Source organism: Pseudomonas sp. FW305-25, from assembly GCF_017351415.1.
GTDB classification, from domain to species: domain Bacteria; phylum Pseudomonadota; class Gammaproteobacteria; order Pseudomonadales; family Pseudomonadaceae; genus Aquipseudomonas; species Aquipseudomonas chlororaphis.
In genome coordinates, this window is the sequence record NZ_JACNDE010000020.1 from 1 (window position 1) to 22,112 (window position 22,112).

20 protein-coding genes and 3 pseudogenes are annotated in these 22,112 nt (G+C 57.9%); 12 read left to right on the forward strand and 11 right to left on the reverse strand.

What is annotated here, in order from left to right; all coding sequences use genetic code 11:
* Positions 1–506: 506 nt before the first annotated feature.
* The gene (locus J4E58_RS18735) at positions 507–1,220 is read left to right on the forward strand and encodes a GntR family transcriptional regulator (protein ID WP_087087804.1); all 714 of its coding nucleotides are present in this window, start codon (positions 507–509) and stop codon (positions 1,218–1,220) included.
* A gap of 6 nt (positions 1,221–1,226) precedes the next feature.
* On the opposite strand, the gene J4E58_RS18740 is transcribed toward J4E58_RS18735, so the two are convergent.
* Together J4E58_RS18740 and J4E58_RS18745 are read right to left on the reverse strand one after the other, a co-directional pair.
* Complete coding sequence (locus J4E58_RS18740; protein WP_087087802.1) at positions 1,227–2,177, reverse strand: PDR/VanB family oxidoreductase; 951 nt, start codon at positions 2,175–2,177, stop codon at positions 1,227–1,229.
* 120 nt (positions 2,178–2,297) lie between these two features.
* Positions 2,298–3,353 (reverse strand): aromatic ring-hydroxylating dioxygenase subunit alpha, encoded by a 1,056-nt coding sequence (locus tag J4E58_RS18745; RefSeq protein WP_087087800.1) that lies wholly within the window; start codon positions 3,351–3,353, stop codon positions 2,298–2,300.
* A gap of 246 nt (positions 3,354–3,599) precedes the next feature.
* On the opposite strand from J4E58_RS18745, the pseudogene J4E58_RS18750 reads away from it, so the two are divergent.
* The 4 genes and pseudogenes from J4E58_RS18750 to J4E58_RS31995 form a co-directional block, all read left to right on the forward strand.
* Positions 3,600–3,701, forward strand: a pseudogene (locus J4E58_RS18750) (tautomerase family protein); the annotation flags it as partial.
* A 105-nt stretch (positions 3,702–3,806) separates the two neighbouring features.
* Positions 3,807–4,901: an alpha/beta fold hydrolase gene (locus tag J4E58_RS18755; protein ID WP_053260806.1), complete on the forward strand. Its 1,095-nt coding sequence runs from the start codon at positions 3,807–3,809 to the stop codon at positions 4,899–4,901.
* Between the two features lie 56 nt (positions 4,902–4,957).
* Entirely contained in the window at positions 4,958–6,004 is a 1,047-nt protein-coding gene (locus J4E58_RS18760; RefSeq protein WP_007932039.1) for an alpha/beta hydrolase, read from the forward strand.
* Between the two features lie 53 nt (positions 6,005–6,057).
* Positions 6,058–7,324 (forward strand): annotated as a pseudogene (locus J4E58_RS31995) (cupin domain-containing carboxymuconolactone decarboxylase family protein).
* Positions 7,325–7,344: 20 nt separating this feature from the next.
* Here the strand turns inward: J4E58_RS31995 and J4E58_RS18775 are convergent.
* The 7 genes from J4E58_RS18775 to istA all read right to left on the reverse strand — a co-directional run bounded on the left by J4E58_RS18775 (position 7,345) and on the right by istA (position 12,866).
* Positions 7,345–8,238, reverse strand: a complete 894-nt coding sequence (locus J4E58_RS18775) for a LysR family transcriptional regulator (protein ID WP_087087793.1) — start codon at positions 8,236–8,238, stop codon at positions 7,345–7,347.
* A 100-nt stretch (positions 8,239–8,338) separates the two neighbouring features.
* Complete coding sequence (locus J4E58_RS18780) at positions 8,339–9,019, reverse strand: phytanoyl-CoA dioxygenase family protein (RefSeq protein ID WP_087087791.1); 681 nt, start codon at positions 9,017–9,019, stop codon at positions 8,339–8,341.
* Between the two features lie 5 nt (positions 9,020–9,024).
* On the reverse strand, positions 9,025–10,098 hold the full coding sequence (locus tag J4E58_RS18785) for an FAD-binding oxidoreductase (RefSeq protein WP_087087789.1): 1,074 nt from the start codon (positions 10,096–10,098) through the stop codon (positions 9,025–9,027).
* Between the two features lie 108 nt (positions 10,099–10,206).
* Complete coding sequence (locus tag J4E58_RS18790) at positions 10,207–10,506, reverse strand: hypothetical protein (RefSeq protein ID WP_007932027.1); 300 nt, start codon at positions 10,504–10,506, stop codon at positions 10,207–10,209.
* Between the two features lie 154 nt (positions 10,507–10,660).
* Positions 10,661–11,056 (reverse strand): GFA family protein, encoded by a 396-nt coding sequence (locus J4E58_RS18795; RefSeq protein ID WP_087087787.1) that lies wholly within the window; start codon positions 11,054–11,056, stop codon positions 10,661–10,663.
* A gap of 76 nt (positions 11,057–11,132) precedes the next feature.
* Positions 11,133–11,876, reverse strand: coding sequence for an IS21-like element helper ATPase IstB (gene istB / locus J4E58_RS18800; RefSeq protein ID WP_087087785.1), 744 nt, complete (start codon positions 11,874–11,876; stop codon positions 11,133–11,135).
* 102 nt (positions 11,877–11,978) lie between these two features.
* Positions 11,979–12,866, reverse strand: coding sequence for an IS21 family transposase (gene istA / locus J4E58_RS18805; RefSeq protein ID WP_256583245.1), 888 nt, complete (start codon positions 12,864–12,866; stop codon positions 11,979–11,981).
* A 107-nt stretch (positions 12,867–12,973) separates the two neighbouring features.
* Between istA and J4E58_RS18810 the strand changes: the two genes are divergently transcribed.
* The 6 genes and pseudogenes from J4E58_RS18810 to J4E58_RS18840 all read left to right on the forward strand — a co-directional run bounded on the left by J4E58_RS18810 (position 12,974) and on the right by J4E58_RS18840 (position 18,477).
* The gene (locus J4E58_RS18810) at positions 12,974–13,387 is read left to right on the forward strand and encodes a hypothetical protein (protein WP_143481863.1); all 414 of its coding nucleotides are present in this window, start codon (positions 12,974–12,976) and stop codon (positions 13,385–13,387) included.
* Positions 13,388–13,449: 62 nt separating this feature from the next.
* Positions 13,450–13,680: pseudogene (locus tag J4E58_RS18815) on the forward strand (hypothetical protein); the annotation flags it as partial.
* Between the two features lie 573 nt (positions 13,681–14,253).
* Positions 14,254–15,312, forward strand: a complete 1,059-nt coding sequence (locus J4E58_RS18825; protein ID WP_087087781.1) for a YncE family protein — start codon at positions 14,254–14,256, stop codon at positions 15,310–15,312.
* Between the two features lie 70 nt (positions 15,313–15,382).
* Complete coding sequence (locus J4E58_RS18830; protein ID WP_087087779.1) at positions 15,383–16,477, forward strand: DNA glycosylase AlkZ-like family protein; 1,095 nt, start codon at positions 15,383–15,385, stop codon at positions 16,475–16,477.
* A 3-nt stretch (positions 16,478–16,480) separates the two neighbouring features.
* Positions 16,481–17,740 carry an MFS transporter gene (locus J4E58_RS18835; protein WP_143481862.1) on the forward strand — a complete coding sequence of 420 codons (1,260 nt, stop codon included), beginning with the start codon at positions 16,481–16,483 and terminating at the stop codon, positions 17,738–17,740.
* A 71-nt stretch (positions 17,741–17,811) separates the two neighbouring features.
* The gene (locus J4E58_RS18840) at positions 17,812–18,477 is read left to right on the forward strand and encodes a hypothetical protein (protein WP_143481861.1); all 666 of its coding nucleotides are present in this window, start codon (positions 17,812–17,814) and stop codon (positions 18,475–18,477) included.
* A gap of 529 nt (positions 18,478–19,006) precedes the next feature.
* Here J4E58_RS18840 and J4E58_RS18845 read toward each other — a convergent pair.
* A complete protein-coding gene (locus tag J4E58_RS18845) occupies positions 19,007–19,522 on the reverse strand; it encodes a hypothetical protein (protein ID WP_146023027.1) in 516 nt (171 codons plus the stop codon).
* Positions 19,523–20,153: 631 nt separating this feature from the next.
* Between J4E58_RS18845 and J4E58_RS18850 the strand changes: the two genes are divergently transcribed.
* The gene (locus J4E58_RS18850) at positions 20,154–21,206 is read left to right on the forward strand and encodes an alpha/beta fold hydrolase (protein WP_087087773.1); all 1,053 of its coding nucleotides are present in this window, start codon (positions 20,154–20,156) and stop codon (positions 21,204–21,206) included.
* Between the two features lie 129 nt (positions 21,207–21,335).
* On the opposite strand, the gene J4E58_RS18855 is transcribed toward J4E58_RS18850, so the two are convergent.
* Complete coding sequence (locus tag J4E58_RS18855; protein WP_087087771.1) at positions 21,336–21,872, reverse strand: AAA family ATPase; 537 nt, start codon at positions 21,870–21,872, stop codon at positions 21,336–21,338.
* Between the last annotated feature and the right edge of the window lie 240 nt (positions 21,873–22,112).

A 22,112-nucleotide genomic window follows, 5' to 3' on the forward strand; every position in this document is an offset into this window, starting at 1 on the left:
TGCCCCACCACTCGGTGCCTCGCTAAGGCTCGGCATGCCCGAACGAAGGCATCGATCCGTGGGCCGCCGCCACAGGCCATCCATGGCCTGGGGCGGCTAACCCGGCATCCCTGCCGGGTTACCCACGGCTCAATGCCTGCGTTCGGCCATCGTGGTTAACGGGGCGTTCAGATCAAAAGCCAAAGCCAAAGCAAGACGGCGGCCTGCCGGCCGGCCTGGGTGGGTGTGTTTCCTGTAGCCGCTGCCGAGCCTGCGAGGCTGCGATCGACCCCGAAGGGGGCGCACGGTCTTGAGATCACTGAAGGCCTGCGGCCTTATCGCAGCCTGCGGCAGCGGCTACAGGGAGGCGTGTGCTGTGAGGCAGTAGGTTACGCATTTTCTGTAGGAGCGAGGCTTGCCCGCGATGGCGTCCGTGAGGTCGCCATTGTCGGCACGGTGCTATCCGCATGCCGCCGGCACAAGGCTTGCGGTACTATGGCCGCCCACGTTTTCTGGAAGTTGCCTGGATGAGTAAGCCCGGTCAATTGGTGCTGGTCGCGTTGCGCAAGATGATCGCCTCGGGCGAGCTGGCGGCCGGTGAACGGCTGATGGAGATTCCGACCGCGGAGTTGTTCGGGGTGTCGCGGATGCCGGTGCGTATGGCGTTCCGTACCCTGGAGCAGGAAGGCCTGCTGGTGCGGTTTGGCGGGCGGGGGTTCCAGGTGCGTTCGGTGAGTGCCGAGGACATTGCCGGCGCGGTCGAGGTGCGGGGTGTGCTCGAAGGGCTGGCGGCGCGTCAGACTGCCGAGCGCGGCTTGTCGGAGGCGGCGCGGGCGGCCCTGGAGTTGTGCCTGGCCCAGGGCGACCAATTGTTCGCCAAGGGTTATGTGACCGAGGACGACCTGGAGGTCTATCACGACCTCAACATGCGTTTTCACCAGGTGATTGTCGAAGGCAGCCACAACCCGGCGATCGCCGATGCCCTGGCGCGCAACGATAATCTGCCGTTCGCCTCGGTGACCGCGCTGGCGGTGGATCGCCAGGACATGGCTCGCGAATACCGGCGCTTCAACTACGCCCATATGCAGCACCATTCGGTGTTCGACGCCCTGGTCAATCGCCAGGGCGCGCGGGCCGAGGCGATCATGCGCGAGCATGCCAACGCGACCCTGCGTTATGCCGAGATCTTCAGCAGCGCAGCGGCGGACGAGCGGATGAAGGTCATCCTCCGCCCCGCCTGACTCCCTTCAGATATCCAGCACCAGCAGCGGCGTTTTCGAGCGCGAGCAGCAGGGGGTGAACTGGTCGTTGCGCGCCTGCTCGTCCTCGGTGAGGAACAGGTCGCGGTGCTCCGGCACGCCCTCCAGTACCCGGGTCAGGCAGGTGCCGCAAATCCCTTGTTCGCAGGACATGGCAATGTCGATGCCATGGCTTTCCAGGACCTGCACCACGCTCTTGTCCGCAGGCACTTCGAAGACCTGACCGTTGCTGGCGACCTTGACCGAGAAACTGCCGTCGGCGCGGGTATCGACGGGGGCGGCGGCGAAGTATTCGCGGTGCAGGCAGTCCTCCCGCCAGCCCGCGGCCTTGGCCGTGTCCAGCACATGCTGCATAAAGCCGCCGGGGCCGCACACATAGACATGAACATCGTTGCGCGGCGCGGCCAGGACCTTGGCCGCGTCCAGCGCCGTCTCGGGTTCCTGGTCGAAATGCAGGAACACCCGCTCGGCGAAGGATGAATCGCGCAGGCGTTGGACAAAGGCCGCGCGCTCGCTGGAGCGGGCGCAGTAATGCAGTTCGAAATCGGCGCCGCTGTGGGCCAGGCGCTCGGCCATGCACAGGATCGGGGTGATGCCGATGCCGCCGGCGAACAGCAGGCTGCGCCGGGCTTCATGGGCCAACGGAAACAGGTTGCGCGGCTCGCTGATGTGCAGACGCGTGCCGGGGTGGATCTGCTCGTGCATGGCCAGCGAGCCGCCGCGGGAGGCCGGGTCCTTGAGCACGCCGATCAGGTAGCGATGGCGTTCTTCGGGGTGGTTGCACAGGGAGTATTGGCGGATCAAGCCGCCGGGCAGGTGCACATCGATATGCGCGCCGGCGCTGAAGCCCGGCAGCGGGCGGTCATCGGCACTGGCCAGCTCGTAGCTGCAGATGTCCTGGGCTTCGTCGTTACGGGATACCACCACCACATCGATCATCGTCGGTCCTCCGAGTGCTGCCGCCCAGGGCGGTCACTTCTGTTTCTTTTCTTGGATAAAAGGCTGGGGAAAGGGCAGGGCGCGGCACCGGTGCACTGCCGGCGTAGCGCCGCGCAGGGCTCAGGCCGTGGCGATCAGTTGTGCTTCGCCGGCGCGCTCCTGGGCGATCAGGCGCTCCAGAACCCGCCGCGACTGCACGCCGCCGGCGTCGATATTCAGCTTGAGCAGGTTGCGCGTGGGGTGGGCCAGCAGGCTCTGCTGCTGGCGTTCGAGCATCTCCAGGTCTTCGCTGAAAATCTTGCCCTGGCCCTCGCGAATGCTCGCGGTCAGCGCCTCGTCCTGTGGGTTGAAGTTGCGCGCCATGCCCCAGAAGTACCAGATCGAGGTGTCGCTCTCTGGGGTGATGAAATCCACCACTATGCTCGATGCCTTGAACTGCGCCGGCGCGTTGTAGCCGCCCTGGCCGGCATGGGCCACGCCGACTTCGATCAGCACATGGCTGGGCGGGGTGAAGCGGCAGATCTGCCAGCGGTCCACCGGCACGTCGTCGGCCAGGCCGTTGCCGCGCAGGGCCATGCGCCAGAACGGCGGGGCCATGATGTTTTGCATATGCCGCGCGGTGACCACTTCATTACCCTCGACCGTGGTGGTCGGTGGCGCCTCGTCGATTTCCTTCTGGCCGATGCTGGAGGCGTGGACGTAGGTTTCGTGGGTCAGGTCCATCAGGTTGTCGATCATCAGGCGGTAGTCGCACTGGATATGGAACAGCCCGCCACCGTAGGCCCACTCATCGCTGACCGCCCATTCCAGATGATGGATCAGCGCCGGGTCGGCCAACGCCTGGTCGCCGGGCCAGACCCAGATAAAGCCGTAGCGCTCGACCACGGCAAAGGTCTTGTTGCACGGGAAGCCGCGCACCCGTTGCCCGGGCATTGCCACGGTCTTGCCATCGCAGCCCATCACCAGCCCGTGATAACCGCACACCAGGTTGCCGTTTTCCACATACCCCAGGGATAGCGGCGCGCCGCGATGGGGGCAGAAGTCCTCGACCGCCGCGACCCGGCCCTCCAGGCCACGGTAAAACACCATCTTCTCCCCACAGATCTGCCGCCCCAGGGGCTTGTCGGCGATTTCATCGGGGGTGCAGGCAACGTACCAAGTGTTCTTGGGGTACATGGAGGGCTCTCCTGGGAGTGATTGTTTTTATTTAATGGATCCATTAGAGGGGCTGCGGTGTTTGAGTGTCAACGACAAGGTCCAGGTTTAAGGTTTGTTTGTGGGCGATTATCGGACTGATAGCTGTTGCTTTCGCTTTTAATGGATCCATTGATAGGTGTTGTTAAACACCCCCCCCAATGACAGAAAAAACGCCAGTGATGAAGGAGGGATGTCGACGTGCGTCGACCCGAGCTGGCGAGCGTGCGACTGGGCCGGGCGCCAGGCATCGATGCCGAGGATGTGATGGTGGTGATTACCACCACTGAGGCAGAGGAATGGTCATTTGGCGGTGGGCGGGACAATTAGTCTACCTATGCGTTTCTGGTATCAGTCCTATCCAATCCGTGCCATTTATCAATCAATGGCCGAGGGGTAAGTTGGGGTTCTGCGATTTCCAATCGAGAGCCCTCCATGACCCAGCACCTGATCCGCAAGTACATGCCCGCCGCCGCTAGGGCGGGCACCCTCTGTTTTGCCCTGTGCAGCGGCGCGGTTGTTGAGGCGAGCGAGCGCGGTCCGCTGGTGATCGAGGATCAGGGCAGCCTGATCGCGGGCGGTGGCGTGCACACTCAGCCGGGCACCTTCGATCCCTACAACCCGATGAATCCCAATGGCCAGACCTACCACGGCGACCATGTATATGCCTTCTACCAGAAGCCGGTTAACGCACGCCCGCTGCCGATTGTCATGTGGCACGGCGCGGGGCAGTCGGCGAAGTCCTGGGAGACCACGGCCGATGGGCGTGAAGGTTTCCAGAACATCTTCCTGCGTCGCGGTTTCTCCACCTACCTGATCGACCAGCCGCGCCGTGGCGATGCGGGGCGCAGCCTGGTCGAAGCGACGATCAAGCCGGTGGCGGACGAGCAGTTGTGGTTCAACCAGTTCCGCATCGGCCTGTGGCCCGAGACCTTCGCGGGCAGCCAGTTCCCGCCGGGGCGGGCGGCGCAGGAGCAGTTCTTCCGTTCGATGACCCCCAACACCGGCCCTTACGACATCGAGGTGGTGTCCGATGGCGTGTCGGCGCTGCTGGAGAAGACCGGCCCGGCCATTCTGTTCACCCATTCCCAGGGGGGCGGGCCGGGTTGGCTGACGGCGATCAAGAGCCGCAACGTGCGGGCCATCGTCGCGTTCGAGCCGGGCAGCAGCTTCGTGTTTCCCGAGGGCGAGGCGCCGGCGCCGATTCCCAGCGCGTTCGACACCGTCGCCGCGCAGGTCGTGAGCCAGGCGCAGTTCGAGGCGCTGACGCGCATTCCTATCCTGATCCTCTATGGCGACAACATCCCCGCCCAGCCGGTGCGTTTGCCGGCCCAGGACAGCTGGCGCGCCCGGCTCGAGATGGCGCGCCTGTGGCGCGATGCGGTGAACCGGCATGGCGGTGACGCCAGGCTGATCCACTTGCCGGAGATCGGGATCAAGGGCAACAGCCACTTCCCGTTCTCGGACCTCAACAATGTCGAGATCGCGGACCTGGTTTCGAGGTTTCTTGCAGAGAAGTCTCTGGATTGACTATGGGCACGGCGGCTGGCTGCCGTGTTCTTCAAAAGCAGGGCAGGAGTATTCAAATGAAGCAAACGCTGAAGGCCACGCTTATGGCCGCGATGGTCGGGATGTCGGCCGCCGAGGCCGCGGACTACAAGCAGAATCCGTTCACCCTGGTCTACGAGGGCGCGATCAGCAAGAACGAGCCGGGCAAGGTCAACATCCATCCGGTCAGCTACAAGCTCAATGGCCTGGACATCTCCGCCAACGTCTACACCCCGGCGAACTATGACCCGGCGAAGCAATACCCGGTCGTGGTGGTGGCGCACCCCAATGGCGGGGTCAAGGAGCAGGTCGCCGGCCTGTATGCCCAGCGCCTGGCCGACCAGGGCTACATCACCATCGCCGCGGATGCGGCCTACCAGGGCGCCAGTGGCGGCCAGCCGCGCAGCGTGGACAAGCCCGCGTACCGCATCGAGGACATCCATGGCATGGCGGATTTCATCGCCGGATATCCCGGCGTCGATAACACGCGCCTGGGCCTGCTCGGCATCTGCGGCGGCGGTGGTTATTCGTTGGCCGCGGCGCAAACCGACAAACGCTTCAAGTCGATTGCGACGGTGAGCCTGTTCAACTCCGGGCGGGTTCGCCGCAATGGCTACAACGACTCGCAACTGGACAGCATCCAGCAACGCCTGCAGCAGGCTTCGGCGGCCCGTGCCCAGGAAGCGGCCGGCGGCGAAGTGCTGTATTCGGGGGATGCCAACCTGACTGACGAACAGATCGCCCAATTGCCCTTCGCGCTGTATCGGCAGGGCTACGAGTACTACTGGAAAACCCACGCGCACCCCAACTCGACCTTCAAATACACCACCAGCAGCCTGCTGGACCTGATGCGCTTCGACGCCACCCAGCAGATCGAACTGATCCGGCAGCCGTTGCTGATGATCGCCGGCAGCAAGGCCGACAGCCTCTACATGACCGAGGATGCGTTCGCCAAGGCCACCGGCACCCAGGACAAGGAGCTGTTCAAGATCGACGGCGCCACCCATATCGAAACCTACTGGGTGCCCCAGTATGTGGACGCGGCCATCAGCAAGCTGACGGCGTTCTACGCCAGGACGCTGTGATCGCCGCAACGGCTCGCCATTTCAATAGGCTCGACCAACGAGGAATTCTCATCATGAACAAGACCCTGTTGGGGCTCGCGGTATGTGCCGCGGCGCCCTTGGCTGACGCGGCCGGCCAGGCTGAAAACCCCAGCGAGCCTTTCGCCACCCAGCAGATCAGTCGTGCAGGTAGCCAGGCTTCGGTCGCGGGCCCGGAGGATTACTTTTCCGGGCGGGTGCGCGTCGATCCGCTGTTTCCCGCCAGCAGCTCGATCAATGCCTCCGGCGCCTACGTGACCTTCGAGCCGGGCGCGCGCTCGGCCTGGCATACCCATCCCGCGGGGCAGCGCCTGGTGGTAGTTTCCGGCGTGGGCCTGACGCAGGAGTGGGGCAAGCCGGTGCAGGAAATCCATCCGGGAGACGTGATCGTCTGCCCGCCGGGCGTCAAGCACTGGCACGGAGCCGCGGCGACGAGCGCCATGACCCACCTGGCGGTGACCGGCGCGGTGGATGGCAAGAGCGTGCAATGGCTGGAGAAGGTCACCGATGACCAATACAACGCCCGTTAAGCGGTGCAGGCCCGGAGGGATGACAGTGGCCTTCGCGCTGCTGAGCCTTAACCTGGCGATGACGTCGAGCCACGCCGCGCAGAACCCTAGGGAGCCTCAAGCCATGTCCTCCGTACCCACCGCTTCCGAGACGCTGTCCCACAAGCAGCAGGCCATCCCGTTGATCGCGGCGGCCATGGCCACCAGCAATATGCCGCGGCTCAATGCCGCCTTGAACCAGGGGCTGGATGCCGGACTGACCGTCAGCGAGGCCAGGGAAGTCCTGGTGCAGCTCTATGCCTACGCCGGCTTTCCGCGCAGCCTCAATGCCCTTGGCGAGCTGATGAAAGTGCTCGAGGCGCGCAAGCAACGCGGCATCGAGGACGTTCCAGGGCGCGAGCCCAGCGCCGGCATTCCCACGGGTGACGCGCTGCTGGCGACGGGCAAGGCCAACCAGACGCGGATTTCCGGCGCGCCGGTCCAGGGGCCGCTGTTCGACTTCGCCCCGGTGATCAACCAGTACCTGCAGGCCCATCTGTTCGGCGACATCTTCGAGCGCGACAACCTGGATTGGCAAAGTCGTGAGCTGGCCACGGTCGGCGCGTTGGCTGCCACCCCCGGCGCGGAGCCGCAACTGCGCTCGCACATGGCCGCCAGCATCAGGGTAGGGCTGAGCGCCGGGCAACTGCGGCAACTGGTCTGGGTGCTGGCCGAGCAGGGCGAGGCCGATGCGGCCAAGCGGGCCGGCGAGGCGTTGGAAGAACACCTGGCGGCAAGCGCCGGGCGGCCATGAGTCGGCCCCCGCTCAGGGCATCAGTTCGCGTAACGCAGGGCGTCGCGCAGCAGGGTGAAGGCCGGTGAGCTCTGGCGCCGGCTGGGGTAGTAGAGGTGGTAGCCGGAGAAGGGTTCGCACCAGTCCGCCAGCACGCGAATCAAGCGACCCTGCTCGACATGGGCCAGCACCAGGTCTTCCGGCATATAGGCCAGCCCCAGCCCCTTGAGGGCGGCGTCCAGGCGCATGGCGATGTTGTTGAACACCAGCTGGCCCTCGACCCGCACCTTCAGTGCCTGGCCCTTTTTCTCGAACTCCCAGGAGAAGATCCCGCCGTAGGTCGGCATGCGCAGGTTGATGCAATTGTGCTGCATCAGGTCGCTTGGCACTTTTGGCTTGGGGTAGCGGGCGAAGTATTCCGGGGAGCCAACCACGGCCATGCGCATGTCGGGGCCGATGCGCACCGCGATCATGTCCTTGGCGACTTGCTCGCCCAGGCGCACGCCGGCGTCGAAGCCTTCCGCGACGATATCGGTCAGGCCGTAGTCGACGATGATCTCGATGTTGAGGTCGGGATGCTCAGGCAGCAGCTTCTCCAGCGCCGGTTGCAGGACCGTGATCGCCGAATGCTCGCCAGCGGTGATGCGCAGTTTGCCCGCCGGCTTGTCGCGGAACTTGCTGAGCAAGGCCAGCTCGTCGTTGATTTCCTCGAACCGGGGGGAGACCACCCGCAGCAGGTGTTCGCCGGCTTCGGTGGGGGAGACGCTGCGGGTGGTGCGCGCCAGCAGCCTGACGCCCAGGCGTTCTTCCAATTGGCGCATGGCCCGGCTCAAGGCCGGCTGCGACATGCCGAGCCTGGCGGCGGCGCGGGTGAAGCTGCGCTCCTGGGCCACGGCGGCGAAGATCGCGAGCAGGTCGTAGCTTTCAGTGGTCATTTATCCGCCCCTGTTATGAACGATGGGGGATTATGCCATCCGATACAGGCAATCGTTCAGCACTTCATGGCCCTTGAGGGGAGGCGCGGCGGCGAGCGGACTAGACCCGGCCGAGGGCAAAGTCCGCCGGATCGAAGCGCTCGCTCGTGTCCATGCGGATATTGCGCAGGCCCAGGGTTTCCAGGTGCGAGGCATAGAGCGGTTCGGAAAAATAGCTGATCAGCAGCGAGCGGCGGCGTGCGCCGCTCGGGTTCAGGCAGCCCGCGTGCACCAGATCGACATCGAACACCAGGATGTCCCCGGCGGAACCTGAAAGCTGCACCGACCGGGACTCGTCGGTGAAGTCCAGTGGCGGCTCTCCCGGCCCGGGGCGATGGCTGCCGGGGACGATGCGGGTGGCGCCGTTCCCGGGGCCATAGTCGTCGAAAAAAGCCAGGGCGTTGGCTATGTCGCCTGGCCGCTGGGCCGACAGGTCGCGGTGCAGTTGCTGATGGCCGCCACCGGCAAGAGGTTCGCGACCTTCCACCTGGGAGAGGAAGAAGCGTTCCCCGATCAACTCGCCCACCACCGCCAGCACCTGCGGCAGGCGACACACCGCCTGAACCGTCGAATCCGCGTCCAGCAGCGAATGGCGCCAGTCCATGCCACGGGGCACAGGCCATTGGCTCGACGGCATCACGCCTGCGTCGAACACGGCACGCAGCTCACCCAGCCACTCGGCCGGGATCGCTTGGCGCAGCAGCACGTAACCCTCTCGATGGAGTTGCTCGCGGTCGGTCATGGTCCCTATGCCTGGAAAAATCGCCCGGGACGGCAGAGGGCAAGGGCAGGGGATGTCGTGTCGTCGATGATCTCCTCGCTGGCCAGGCGGCCGACTATCGCCGCCAGCGTGACGCCAGGGTGCATCGCACACACATACACATCGCCGATATCGGGCAGATAGCCGATGATGGGCGTGCCATCGACCGGCATGGGCCTGAGCCCGACACAGGCCGACTCCAGCTCGATGGACGCAACCCCGTGGAGCTCGTTCCGGATGGCCTGGGCGGTGCGCAGCGCTATCGCGGCTGGCTGGTTTTCCAACGTGTCGTCCAGGTAGTCTTCCGCCGCCAGCAGCGTGCCGTCCGGGCCTTGCCGCACTTCCATTTCCGGGCTGGAGATAAGGGTGCGCACGAGGTCGGGTTGTGAGGCGTAGCGGATCAATATGGCTGGGGAGGCCGCTATTGGCAGGGGCAGGTTCAGCAACTCGGTCAGCTGCTTGATGCCCGTCCCGGCGGCCAGCACGACAACGTCGGCCTCGATACGGCCCCTTGCGGTTGCGACGCCTGTCACCTGCGCACCCTGGGTGGTAAAGCCGAGCACCCGCGTCTGGGTGAGCACCTGCGCGCCATGAGCCTGGGCGCCGGCGATCAACGCCTGGGTTGCTTGCACGGCGTCCAGCGCGCCTTCTTCGGCGGCGTACATGGCCTGCTGCGGGGGATGCTTGAGGTTTGGCTCGAGGTCGAGGATCTGTGAGCGCGACAGCTGGGTTGCCGAAGGCGGGTGACCCGAGGCGTGCAGCGCTTCACTCGGGTTTGTGCCGTAAGACAGGGCACCGCTCCAGCGCACCTTCAGGCCAGGCAGCTCGGTTTCGAGCCGGCGGTATTCCTGGATCGCCGCACCGCGCAATGAGGCGATGGGATCGGGCCCGTCGTGGGCGGTGTTGATCCAGGCGAATGAGCGTCCCGTCACCCCGGACGCTATGTCTTCAGCCTCCACCAGAATGACCTTCGCGCCTCTGCCCGCCAGGTGATACGCCAGGGACGCGCCCACTATGCCCGCGCCAATGACCACGACGCGTTTGTTTACCGCGTTCCCCATATCAACCTCCATGTTGTCGACCTGATGAGGGTAGGGCATCCAGATAAACGAATACCCTGAGAACCGAGCGGCCTGCTTCGCAAGCTCCCTGTTATTTCTTTTGCACTGCTATTTCTTGCACTCCGCCAACACCACTTTGCAAGTGCCGGGCGTGCCGCCGGAGCGACCGGCATATCGGATGCAGTTATTCAGGGATTTCTGGCGCGCCATGCCCAGGGTGGAACCCCAGGCCAGGCCACCCTCGCCGGAAGTGGGCAGCGCTTTGGCGTAACAGTTCGAGCCGATGCTGGCGGTCGAATAACGATACTTGGCGGCTTTGCTTGAACATCCCGCGATCAGCGCCAGGTTGATGGCGAGCAGGGAAAACAGGATCCATGACGAGTATGGGCGTACTGCTGTTCTGGTCATTCCGGTTCCCCTGTATCAAGACGGTAGAGGCGTGTTCGCAGTGCTGTTCTATTCAGCTTAGAGGGTATCGCGCCTGGCCCTGGGGCCGTCTGGCGGAGTGGATGCGTTTGGGGGTGCCTTGCGTCGGTTGCCATCCGTGTTTGCCTTATCGCAGTCATGGTTCTTGCGGCCAATTGTCCTGGATTTCGTACCACGAAGCCTTGAACGCCACCTGAATGTGTTTCTGTTTATCCGCGGTGAAGGGCGTATCCAGAGTGCCCAGGGCGATCGAGATCCAGTCGGCGTATTCGCCCTGGTCCCTGGACCAGAACAGCGACGAACCGCACTGGCCGCAAAACTGGCGCAGCACCGTTTCGGACGATCGATAGGACTGGAGGTTCCCGGCGCCCTGCACGATGCGCAGATCGCTGCGCAACACGCTGCCATAGCTGGCGAATGCCGCCCCATGGCTTTTCCGGCACTGGCTGCAATGGCAGTGGGAAAGCGCCTTGGGGCGTGACGAGAGCTGGTAGTTGAAGGCAGCTTGCGAAATTGCATCACACTTGACCACCTAATTGCATTGCCACTGACCAGTCGTTTGCATTCGACTTGACCACTCCACCCAAAGGTGGAGTGGTCGTCAGTCTTCAGCGCTTTCTGCTTTTGAGTTTGCGCATCGATTCACCCTTGAGCGGAATCACATGCGCCTTGTGAGCGATCCGGTCCAACACCGCATCGGCAATCGTCGGATCGGTAAAAAGGTCGTACCATTTTTCCTTGGGGTACTGGCTGGTGATCAGCAAGGAACCATTATGTGATTGCTGGTCGATGATATCTAAAAGGAAGGGACCGAGCTGGGAGTCAATGCCCCCGATGCCCAGGTCATCGATAATCAGGAGTTGCGCCTTGATCAATTGCCTACGCAGTTTCGGAAGTGTGTGGTCCGCATAAGAGAGTGTGATGTCTTCAAACAGCTGTGTGGCCGTACGGTAGTAGGTATTGAACCCCAGGCGGCAGGCTTGATTACCAAAGGCGCAGGCTAACCAGGTTTTTCCGGTGCCGGTAGCGCCGGTCAAAATGAGATTCTGCCGGCGACGTAACCATTCACAATCTGCCAGTGTCGTGACCGCGTTGCGATCCAGCCCTCGGCTCGCCTTGTACTCAACGCCTTCCAATGTGGCCTGTGACTCGCGCAGTTTGGCACTTTTCAGAAAACGCTCAACCTTACGGGTTTCACGCTCACTCGTTTCGGACTCCATCATCAGGCCAAGACGTAAGTCGAACGGTTGTTTCTGAAGATTCGGTTGGTTCAACTGATGCTCATAGGCACGGGCCATACCTTTCAGGCCTAGATCAAGCAGTTGTTGGCAGGTATTCAATAACTGTTTCATACAGGCTTCTCCTCTTGGGAGGCGTAGTAGGTCGCTCCCCGGATATTCGAATGTTCAATGGCAGGCGTCGTAATCATTGGCGGACGCCGAAGGTCCGAGCCATTACGCAAAATGGCGCGAAGCCGTTCGGAGCTGACAATGCCAAGTGAGTTCGCATATGCGCAGGCTGACTCCAGACGCTGGTGAGGTGTATTGCCTTTCCGGGAGTGGCTTTAAGGCGGGTGAATCCGTTTCCTGAAATCGCACCAACCGACTTTTGGGATAGGAGCGCGTTACCCGTTGGTTCAGTTGCTCCATCCAATAGCTAATCTGCTGATTGAGTTTGTCCAGGGAGAAAAACGTCCGATCACGCAATCGCGCCAAGACAAAGCGTTGGACAATTTGCACACCGACCTCGGCCAGCGACTTGTCCTTTGGTTTGCGTGGCCGGGAGGGAATGATGGTGAAGTCGTAGTGCTCGGAGAGTTCTGAATAAGCCTTGTTGAGGACGAGACTGTTACGGGTAGTTTTGAGAGCCGCGGCCTTGAGGTTGTCTGGTACGACAAAGCGCGGCACACCGTCGAAGTATTCCAGTGCTTCGATGTGGCAACGAAGCCAGTCTTGTGTCGTTTGACTGGCGACAGCTATCGCAAATAGATAGCCGGAAGAGCCTAGGGTGGCAACAAACACTTGGCAGGCGGTGACTTCACCAGCATCAGGATCGGTGATCGGCATCGTGCGACCGCAGAAGTCGACAAACATCTTGTCGCCTGGTGCGTGCACTTGCCGCATGCTGATTTTCTGCGTTTTCACCCAGGCCCGATAGTGTCGGGTGAACTGCGCGTAAGACACCCCGTCGGGCTCTTTTTCCCGGAACTCTTGCCAGAGTAAGTCCAATGTCATGTCACGAAAGCGCAATTGCTCATGAATCTCATGCCACGGCGGTACGACTTTGCGTAGAGTTGGAGCACGACGGCGCTTAGTTAAAGCGCAAACTGAAGGTGGCGTCATCGAGTACCTTGAGGGACTCCTAGCGTTCACCGCTCAGTTCGAGTTGATCACGCAATGCCCGTACCGTGTTGTGCGATACGTGAACGATTTGAGCAAATGTGTTGTTGATGCTGAGCATTGAACTGCATGCGCGCAAAACCGGTTTGCCACTGCTGGGTTTGTTCATTCGCGACATTCTGCCGCTTGGGCTTGAGCCGCATCTCAAAATGTGGATGGTTGAAAACGACTTTATGCAGGCATCCGCCCATCTCAATCTGCTGGTCTACAACACAGAGCACGGTTACAAGCGCTCCCTGAGTTGGCCGCAGCGGGTCAAGGTCATGCAACGCTTGCTCAAAGGTGATTTCGGGCTGGATGTGCAGTTCGCTATGGCCCCACAATTTGACCTGAATGATGAAACGAATACCCCAGCGGTTGTCGTCAAGAATTACTGGCGTGCGACACGGCTACGCGAGTGGGGCTGGGAGCAGATTGCGAACGGTCGGTGTGAAAAGTTTCCACCGAGCGAACTCATGCTGTAAGCCAGATTCATTGGGGAACTTGGGGAGCAATGGACCCCAAAACCAACGCAAGCCCGAATTTGGAGGCCGGCAGCCTGATTCGGGAATACCTCTCTCCCAATGGCAACCTGGACCGATTGCGCGAAACCTGTGCAGAAGTTCAGGCCTCCGGCGGTAACAACTATTTACCGCTGATCTGGAAGCACTTTAAATCCCATCGTTCGCTATTGTTCCGCCTCAGTCATCTTCTCCGCTTGGAACCCACTACTCAAGATCATGCACTAATTCAGGCGCTTCAGTTCCAGGATAGCGAAAAGCCGGCAGTTTGATTCGTGATATCTGTCCCTCGAGGAAAATCTTGATCAACGTCGCCAAGCCTGTGCCGAAGTCCAGGCTACGGGCGGCAGTAACTATCTCCCGCTATTCTGGAAGCACTTCATATCCCATCGATCATTACTGTTCTGCTTGAGCCATGAAGCCAACAACCCAGGATCGCTCGCTGATCGAGGCTCGGCTGTTGATCCAGGACAATGCGAACTTGCATAGGGAGTTGATCGACGAGCATGCGGCCCCGCCGTTCGCCTCATATCTCTACGCCGTCGGCCTGCCAATAAGGCACCTATAAAGTGCGCAGCGAAGAAAAACGCACCGTCGCGCGACAAAATAATGCCCTCTGATAGTCGTACAATAAGGCCTTCAAAGCATCGATGCCCCACGAATTAACGTCATAAACCACTTTACCTGCATTTGGTATATATATTGCTTTCACGCAGGAGGCCCTTGACTGGAACGTGTCTGGGCAAACCTCGGAACGATCAATTTAGACTGTGGTGGCAGACAGAGCTCAGTTTTATTACTGAGCTGTGCCTGCCTAACAAGGAGTTCTAATGGCTATTGAATTTTACTCGACCGATACAGATCAAGGCACCATTTCGGTTATCAGGAAAGATGACCATGGTTACCAAGTTGTGAAACAGATAAAAGTTGGTAACGCCCCGCGAGGCTCTGTGAAGTTTACGAAAGCTGGGCGGGGATTTGTTTCCAATACAAGTGGTTGCACTGTTTCGGAGCTTGACCCATTCAATCACCGTGAAGTGCAACGAATCACGGTGGGCATGGGCCCACGCGGGATTGGCATCATTCCTGGCGACAGGTATATGCTTGTGTCGAACTCTGGGTCCGACACAATGTCTCTCGTGGATTTAAGTATCAGCAAAGAAGTGTTGCAGTTACCCGTTGGCCGAGATCCGCGCCACCTGGGGATAACAAAAGATGGCAATTGGGCATACGTATGCATCTGGGGAGACAGCTACATCTCGAAGTTGGATCTTTCCAGTCTCAAGGAAAATGTTGTGGAGGGCGTCAAGGAGGTCGCACGCATCGAGCTCCCTGAAAACTCAAATCCTTATAGCCTTAACATTGATCCTAGCGGTCGCTTCGCTTTGGTAGCGTGTAATGCTACCGATCACGTTCCAGTTATCGCGCTGGACTCCGATACAGTTCAATATAGGGTCGATGTAGATTGTGATGATGGGTTGTGTGGTGCTCGCGCAGTAGCCTTTTCGTCTGATGGTCAATTCGCATTCGTTACTCTGGAGCGGACAAATGCAGTAGCTGTCATTTCTTTAGAAACGTTCAGCATACAGCGCTATATCCAGGCAGGCTCGGCACCTCGAGGTATTATTCAAGATAACGATATGATCGTTATCTCGAACTTTTCAAGAGTTCTGATGGGGGCTGTGGCTGTCAACTCTGTCAAGCTGATACCTCACTCAATAACGTTTGTTAATTTAAAGGGCATCGACATAGCGAGTAAAGTCGCCATGCCGGCATCAAGTTATTCACAGACAAGGGTAGGTAACGGCCCCTGCAGTATTTCTATGTTTGATCCTGCAACAGTCCTTTTAGGTAATAGAAGCAACCTGCAGATGACTGTAGAGGCCTAAAGTGAATGGGCGCTATATTTAGCGCCCATTTTCTCTGCCTCCCCCGCTTTATAAAAGAATTACAAATAATATGAGTATCGCTATTTCTTCTAGAGAAGCCCGTAATATTGCTATCTTCAGCCAAGGATTGGGGCATGACGTATTATCGGTTACAGATATTTTTTCGAAAGTTGGATGCATTCAACTAGACCCTCTTAGGGCTGTTCGTGAGTCCCATGAACTAGTTTGCCTTTCAAGAGGTGCCTCTATGCTCGAGGCAACTTCACTACTGAGTAGCCAGTGCGCTAATCTTAGATTCGTCTACCCAGGTCATGCGCTAGCTTTGCTTCCAATAGAGTCTTGGCCTTGGTTTGGTTTTTTAAGACGCCGAATTTTACAATATGGCTGGCGTGGACCCACTCCGCAGCCCCAGTCTATAGTAAAAATTAGATCGATGATTTTGGAGGATTTTAAAATCTCTAGTCGAGATTTCAAAGATGGAAAGGGTGAAGGCTGGGCTAGATCCTCATCCTTGCGGATAGCAGCCGAATGGTTACTTTGGACAGGCGAATTGATATCTACGAGTAGGGCAGGGATTCATCGAGAGTACTCTGCTACGGAAAACGTTGTTCCACCTTACATTTTGAAAATGGAGATTACTGATTCAGATTGTTTTCATGAACTTGTTTCCAAGGCGATGAATGCACTAGGCGTGGCTAGTTTGGATGATATAGTAGATTACTTTCGTTTGCCAAAGGCCATAGTAGCACAGTGTATTGAGCAGTTAGAGTTCCCAGAAGTTAAGGTGGAGGGATGGAATTGCCGCGCTTGGGCTTCGCCACAGGGGTTGACGTTTGCGTCTTTCCAGGCTGAGCGATTAGTACCATTATCCCCCTTTGATTCTTTGATATGGCATAGACCCCGTCTTAAAAGACTGTTTGCAAAGGATTACCTTCTGGAGGCTTATAAACCTGCCAATCAACGGAGCTTTGGCCATTATTTTGTGCCAGTACTTGCAGGGGATGAGATAGTCGGCAGGGTTGCACCTCGTCGTGTTCGAGACCAATTAATAATTGAAAATAGGGAGTGTGTTAGCGACAATGATAATTGCTTAATTGACGAGGCTATTAATATTTTGATCAGCTGGAGCGCGGGAGCCAATTACTTCAAGGGAGAGAGGCTTTAATTGATGGATATATCTAGTGTTTCTTATAAGTCTCTATTGTCGCGACGTGGATTTGTTGGGCTCCTTTTATCCGCAAGCCTGGGGCGGCTAGCTGCCGGACTTATACCTTTCGGTCTTACTGCAGTCTATATGCAGGAGGATGAGTTTTTATCTGCTGGAGTTGCATCCATTTGCTTTATGTTTGCATCATCGCTTACAGCACCTGTCCGCGGTCGAATAATTGATAGATATAGCCCAAAAGTTATTTTGCCAGTTATGACGTTCTTGACAGCGATATCGCTATTTTTTGCGTTTGTTTTGTTAAGGAGTAACGATACTATATATCATGGTACTTTTTTTGTATTGATAGCTTCTGCGGTAGCACCTTTAAATAGTGTGGTTTTACGCTCAACTTGGTCGATTGTCGCCCCGAACGAAGACGAGCGAAGAGCTCTACATGCTTTAGATTCAATATTAGAAGAAAGTGTTTTTGTGTGCTCCCCGCTGTTAGTTGCGGTTCTATGGTCTTTCATAGGTCCTCAATGGGCGATACTTTTGGGTTCCGCAACCGTATTGTTGGGAACACTACTGCTTTTTTATTTTGCTTATCGCTCAGGGCCTCAAGTGATTGATGTTTTTGAGGCTAAGACACTGCCAAAAGTAGTGGTTAGATATTTTAAGAAGCCGATCGCGATGACAGCGCCAGGACTTGTTCTGAGCTTGCCCATGCTCAGCTTTGCATTCACCATAGGGTTTTGTAATATAGCATTTTCAGCTTGGTCGAGTTTTTACAGCACAGTGGCATTCACGGGTGTATTAGCGGCAGTTACTTCAGTCGGCGGTATTGTAGGAGGTTTGATTTATGGAAAGTTAAAGTTGTCGGATAGACATGCTGGAATAGCCTATTTTGCTATGCCATGCCTGTCGGCAATTTTTATTTCATTTATAGCGTTCTCAACCAGCTCAATTTTTTCGCTGGCTATAGCTTTTGTAGTAGGCCTAGCAATGACGCCGATGTTTATCGCTGCTTTTGTTCGCGTCCCTAAGGCGTTCGCAAGGGAAAATATAAATGAGGCGAATGCTTCGATCGGAGCCACATACAATGTCGGTTCCGGGATAGGTGCCTTGTTAGCTGGATATTTAATTGAAACCTATACATTGTCATTTGCTTTTTATACTGTGGTATTTTTCACAATAAGTACTATTGCGTTGGCGGTGCTTATTGCTCTCAAACTCCAATCTCGCCAACCAGTAACTCGCGAGCCGAAAGGTGCAATCACTTGATTATAATATGAATCATGATTGATTGTTGACAGCATGCAAGCAAGCTTAAACTTATTTCCTGAGGAGGATATATGAGTTCCTTCGTTTTCAAGAAAACACTTTCATGGGCAATCTTGCCGTATGTACGAGCCAGCAGGGGCTCTGTTACTGATGATAACAGTTCGGTTTATAACTCATTCCGGTATTTACGCCAAAGCAGGCGCAAAGAGAATTGCTGGCCTTGGCGGCTATACGATCAAATGGGCTGGGACGTTTGCTCCCCGGTTGATGTAGTGCTTGAGCCTCTCTTTGATGTGGAAATCTCGGCGTTACTTGAGGAGGAAGAAATACTCTCGATTGCTAACAGTGCAAATTTAAAAGAACTATGGAGAAGGGGGAGTTCATATATCGCTTTCCCTTCCTCCAACTGGCTGAGACTTTACGATTTCGATCGAGATGGAAAATGGGTTCCAATGTTTACACCCAATGGCCAAGGCACCGTTGAGTGGAATTTTGGGTGGAGTTTGAGTATTCCTGACGACATGGCAATATTGACTCTGGGGGCGGACAACTCGATAGCAGGTATTGATATACCCGGCGGGTTGATTTTATCAAAAAAAGCTAAAGATTTTGTTGATTTTTCAATTGCTATTAATATCAAAGAGCGAACTATGATCAGGCGAGGGGATGTGATAGCAAGACTGGTTCCGGTATCTAAGTCCGTGCTGAAAGTATCCTCAGAGTTTATCGATTTGTAACTTCTAGATTGGTGGTTTTCAGGAAGTCTAATTTCGATGCCTCCTCAATATTGGTACCTTTACTCGTTATAAATAGAGGCGTGATTTGGGCGTGCTCCGCACTTCATACTGTTCAGATTCTCAATCTGGCCAACATTTCCACATACTTGTGTTCAATAACGACTAGAAATGTGAAGCTACGTGTCCGCTATGGGGGCAAGTGTGTAAAGATACGAGATCATTCATCTCATGAGGCCTAGAGTTTTCGGCTAGTGAGGAGCTGGCAATTCGTCAAGGCTACGGTATTCAGTTCGTTCACAGGCTTGGCCGCCAGGCCACCAAAGGAGATGGCGGGGTCGATGTAGTGCATGCCGATTTGATGTCCTTCCAGCCCACATAACTCATCAGCGTCTTGAAACCCCAACCATTGGCCGTTACCTAGGTGACAAAGCCACGGCGCAGTGAGTGGCTGGTATACAGCTCGGCGAAAATGCTAGCGTGCTGCAGGATCTGCCGCAACAAGCTGATCAGACTGCCGGGATGTAGGTTGTTACCCCCAACGATCCAGATGACGGAACACTGCGCTGTGGGTGATGCCCGCGACACAGATCCAGTCGAGATAGGCCTGTACCGGGCAGAGGCGCTTCAGGGCCGGCATGTAATGAGTTGTGCCCAGGTTTTCCCGATCACCCTTGCTCTGCGGTAGGAATAGGCTCATGCCAGCACCTGCTCTGGCCTGAATATGCTCAACCTGCAGTCGACACAGCTCGTCGCTGCGAAAACCCCGCCAGAAGCCAATCAAAAGTAATGCCGTGTCACGCCGACTGCGCAGCAGGCTTATCAAATTGCCAGACTGCCGAGCCCGTTCGGCTTCCTGAGTCAACCACTGGACTGTCTGCTCCAAGTGTTGCAGCTGCAATGGGGTCGCCTGCTTGACTTGCGCTGGATGCAAGGTACGGATGTCTTTGAGTACCTGTCGCACGGTGGGCGTCTTGGTCGGATCGGGAAAGCCCTGGGTGATATGCCACTGGGCCAAGGCGGCCAAGCGCTGCTTGAGGGTGTTCAAACTCAGGGTGTTAGCGTAGTCCACTAGGTAGCGCACGATGCTGTCGCCGGTAGCGGGCAGGAACGCTTACGCTGGAGCATCCTCAAAACGCATACAAGCGGTCCTTTGCGTACAATTTTCCCCTCTGGGCGGCTGAATATATTCCTGCCCCAAAGTCAGGGCAGCCTTGCTGCGACTCGAGTTACATGGTCAAGTCAAATGCAATTAGGTGGTCAGTGCGAACGCAAATGGCTGGTCAGCGGTAATGCAATTGGATGGTCATTGCGAATGCAAATGACTGGTCAAGTTGAATGCAAACGGGTGGTCAAGTGCAATGCAATTGAGTGGTCAAGTCCATGCAATTACGCAGGCAGCTACCCTGGAAGGTGTCAGTCATTTAAGGGCGCCCATTTAAGCAGTCGGTGCTGGGGATGTCGAACGGTTGAACCCACAACCAAAAGCGGACGTTCAACCTTCTCACCAAAGACCGCGAACAGCGTTAACGATGAAAACTATGCACGGCGGTTCGAGTGTGGGCTTTAATGCTCGTGCTTAAATGCAGCCACATTGCTTCGACTCCGTACGAAGGTGGATGCGCCTGACGGCGGATTCAGGTTGCTGCGCACTTGTCTCATTCAAGGAAGAAACGACATTGAAAATAGCTTTCGGCGCCCTGTTGTTGACCTGGCTGGCTACTACCGCACTCGCTGACGAGAACCCTGTCGGCTTCCAAACTTCCATACTGGCGGACTCGCACAATGGGCGCGCGCTGGAGATGGTCGTCTGGTACCCCAGCGCAACTACCGCAGCCACGCAGATGATTGGCGATGATGTGGTGTTCGTCGGGGCTCCTGCCGTTCGTGACGCGCCGCCCGCTGCTGGCAAGCATCCATTGTTGGTGCTCTCCCACGGGTACAGAGGTAACTGGAACAACCAGATCTGGCTTGCCAGTGCCCTGGCTCACAGGGGTTACATCGTCGCCGCACTCAATCACCCTGGCACCACCACTCATGACCTTAGCCCTCAAGCCTCGGCGCAGTTATGGCAGCGGCCCGTCGATTTGCGCCGAGTCATTGACAGGGTCACGACTCAACCTGAAGAATTCGGCTCGGTCGCCAATGGCCGAATCGCAGTAGTGGGCCATTCACTCGGCGGCTGGACCGCCCTGGAGATCGCCGGTGCTCGTTTCGATCCAGACCGCTTCGCCCAGGAGTGCAAAGCCCACCCGCAGTTATCAAGTTGCACCAACTATGGAAAGATAAAACCCGCAAGCACCTCGGAATCAAAGGCCGCGTTGGCCGCCGATTTGCGCGATAAACGCGTCACTGCCGTGGTTGCATTGGACTTGGGTTTTTCACGTGGGCTGACCGATGAAAGCCTGGCCGCGCTGCCGGTACCAGCGCTGGTGATCGCTGCCGGCGCACCATCGCACGACCTTCCCGCTGAGTTGGAGTCTGCCAACCTGGCCAAACGCCTGCCTCCGGCGTCAAGCCGCTACGTCGAAATCAGCGACGCAAGCCATTTCAGCTTCTTGTCGGTATGCAAACCTGGCGCGGAGCTCATGCTCGAAGAAGACGTACCAGGCGATGGCATCATTTGCCGGGATGGCGACAGCGCTCGCCCGCGTGAGGTGATTCAACAGCAGGTTGCAGCGCTGATAGCCGAGTTTCTTCAGTCATCCATCGACAAAGAAGACAGTTTGTAGACTCGTGGTGCGGGAGCTGCCGCAGTTCAACAAAAAACCGCTGGAGCAGTTTCAGCGCCGGTGCAATCTGTCGGATCGGTTGAGTCCTCAGCCCAAAGCGGACGTTGTGCCGGGATGGCGACCCTGGATTCATTCAAGGCAGGCTTCAGGCGTCGCCGGCAGGCTATCGAGAAACGCGGTAATCTGCCGGCGGCCGCGCAAGTGCAGCGTGGGAATCTGCGGACCTATGGCCAGGCGTACCGCCTCGATACCCGGGCGGTAGCCTCGATCGAAAGTCCATACGAAGCGCAGGAAGGTCAGGAATGCCCGATCGAGCTTTTCCGCGCAGCCTGCGGCAAGGTCAGGCCGGGGACGGTTCATGATGCTGCGTATGATCACCCGGGTGAAACAGGTGAGCCGTGGCGTATCGAGCCAGATGATCAGGTCGGCACGGGGCAGGCGAAGGTCGAAGGTCCGCCGGGCATAGTTGCCTTCACACACCCAGGCAGCCGGTGCGAGCGCCGCGCGGACCCGTTCGCGGAACTGCTCGGCGTCGGGTTCGACCCAGCCGGGCTCCCAGAACAGCGTGTCCAGGTGGACCACAGGCAGGTTCCGGTGCTTGCCGAGGGCACGGGCGAGGGTGGATTTGCCACTCCCGGCATTACCCAGAATTACAATCCGTTGCATGGGCGCTTCCTGTCGCGAAAAAAGCCGGCGATTGTGCAGGTTTTGCATCGCCAGTTAAAGGCGAATAGCGGGGCCGACCGCGCCGGGAATGGAATGTGTGTTGCCAGTGTGGGGCCTGAAGCCGAGAGCAGGATGTCGATCCATCCTGGTCCCCATTGAGCGCCTGCTCCCGACCCTTTGTCGCCTGTCGGCAGCGCTCGCCTTTTCGGGGTGTCTACTGCTAGTGAGGCCCTGTAGGTA

What these genes read in the sequence shown, in the direction of transcription:
- J4E58_RS18735 (WP_087087804.1), top strand. Translation starts at nt 507, where the DNA reads ATGAGTAAGCCCGGTCAATTGGTGCTGGTCGCGTTGCGCAAGATGATC.
- J4E58_RS18740 (WP_087087802.1), bottom strand. Translation starts at nt 2,177, where the DNA reads ATGATCGATGTGGTGGTGGTATCCCGTAACGACGAAGCCCAGGACATC.
- J4E58_RS18745 (WP_087087800.1), bottom strand. Translation starts at nt 3,353, where the DNA reads ATGTACCCCAAGAACACTTGGTACGTTGCCTGCACCCCCGATGAAATC.
- J4E58_RS18755 (WP_053260806.1), top strand. Translation starts at nt 3,807, where the DNA reads ATGACCCAGCACCTGATCCGCAAGTACATGCCCGCCGCCGCTAGGGCG.
- J4E58_RS18760 (WP_007932039.1), top strand. Translation starts at nt 4,958, where the DNA reads ATGAAGCAAACGCTGAAGGCCACGCTTATGGCCGCGATGGTCGGGATG.
- J4E58_RS18775 (WP_087087793.1), bottom strand. Translation starts at nt 8,238, where the DNA reads ATGACCACTGAAAGCTACGACCTGCTCGCGATCTTCGCCGCCGTGGCC.
- J4E58_RS18780 (WP_087087791.1), bottom strand. Translation starts at nt 9,019, where the DNA reads ATGACCGACCGCGAGCAACTCCATCGAGAGGGTTACGTGCTGCTGCGC.
- J4E58_RS18785 (WP_087087789.1), bottom strand. Translation starts at nt 10,098, where the DNA reads ATGGGGAACGCGGTAAACAAACGCGTCGTGGTCATTGGCGCGGGCATA.
- J4E58_RS18790 (WP_007932027.1), bottom strand. Translation starts at nt 10,506, where the DNA reads ATGACCAGAACAGCAGTACGCCCATACTCGTCATGGATCCTGTTTTCC.
- istB (WP_087087785.1), bottom strand. Translation starts at nt 11,876, where the DNA reads ATGAAACAGTTATTGAATACCTGCCAACAACTGCTTGATCTAGGCCTG.
- istA (WP_256583245.1), bottom strand. Translation starts at nt 12,866, where the DNA reads ATGACGCCACCTTCAGTTTGCGCTTTAACTAAGCGCCGTCGTGCTCCA.
- J4E58_RS18810 (WP_143481863.1), top strand. Translation starts at nt 12,974, where the DNA reads ATGCTGAGCATTGAACTGCATGCGCGCAAAACCGGTTTGCCACTGCTG.
- J4E58_RS18825 (WP_087087781.1), top strand. Translation starts at nt 14,254, where the DNA reads ATGGCTATTGAATTTTACTCGACCGATACAGATCAAGGCACCATTTCG.
- J4E58_RS18830 (WP_087087779.1), top strand. Translation starts at nt 15,383, where the DNA reads ATGAGTATCGCTATTTCTTCTAGAGAAGCCCGTAATATTGCTATCTTC.
- J4E58_RS18835 (WP_143481862.1), top strand. Translation starts at nt 16,481, where the DNA reads ATGGATATATCTAGTGTTTCTTATAAGTCTCTATTGTCGCGACGTGGA.
- J4E58_RS18840 (WP_143481861.1), top strand. Translation starts at nt 17,812, where the DNA reads ATGAGTTCCTTCGTTTTCAAGAAAACACTTTCATGGGCAATCTTGCCG.
- J4E58_RS18855 (WP_087087771.1), bottom strand. Translation starts at nt 21,872, where the DNA reads ATGCAACGGATTGTAATTCTGGGTAATGCCGGGAGTGGCAAATCCACC.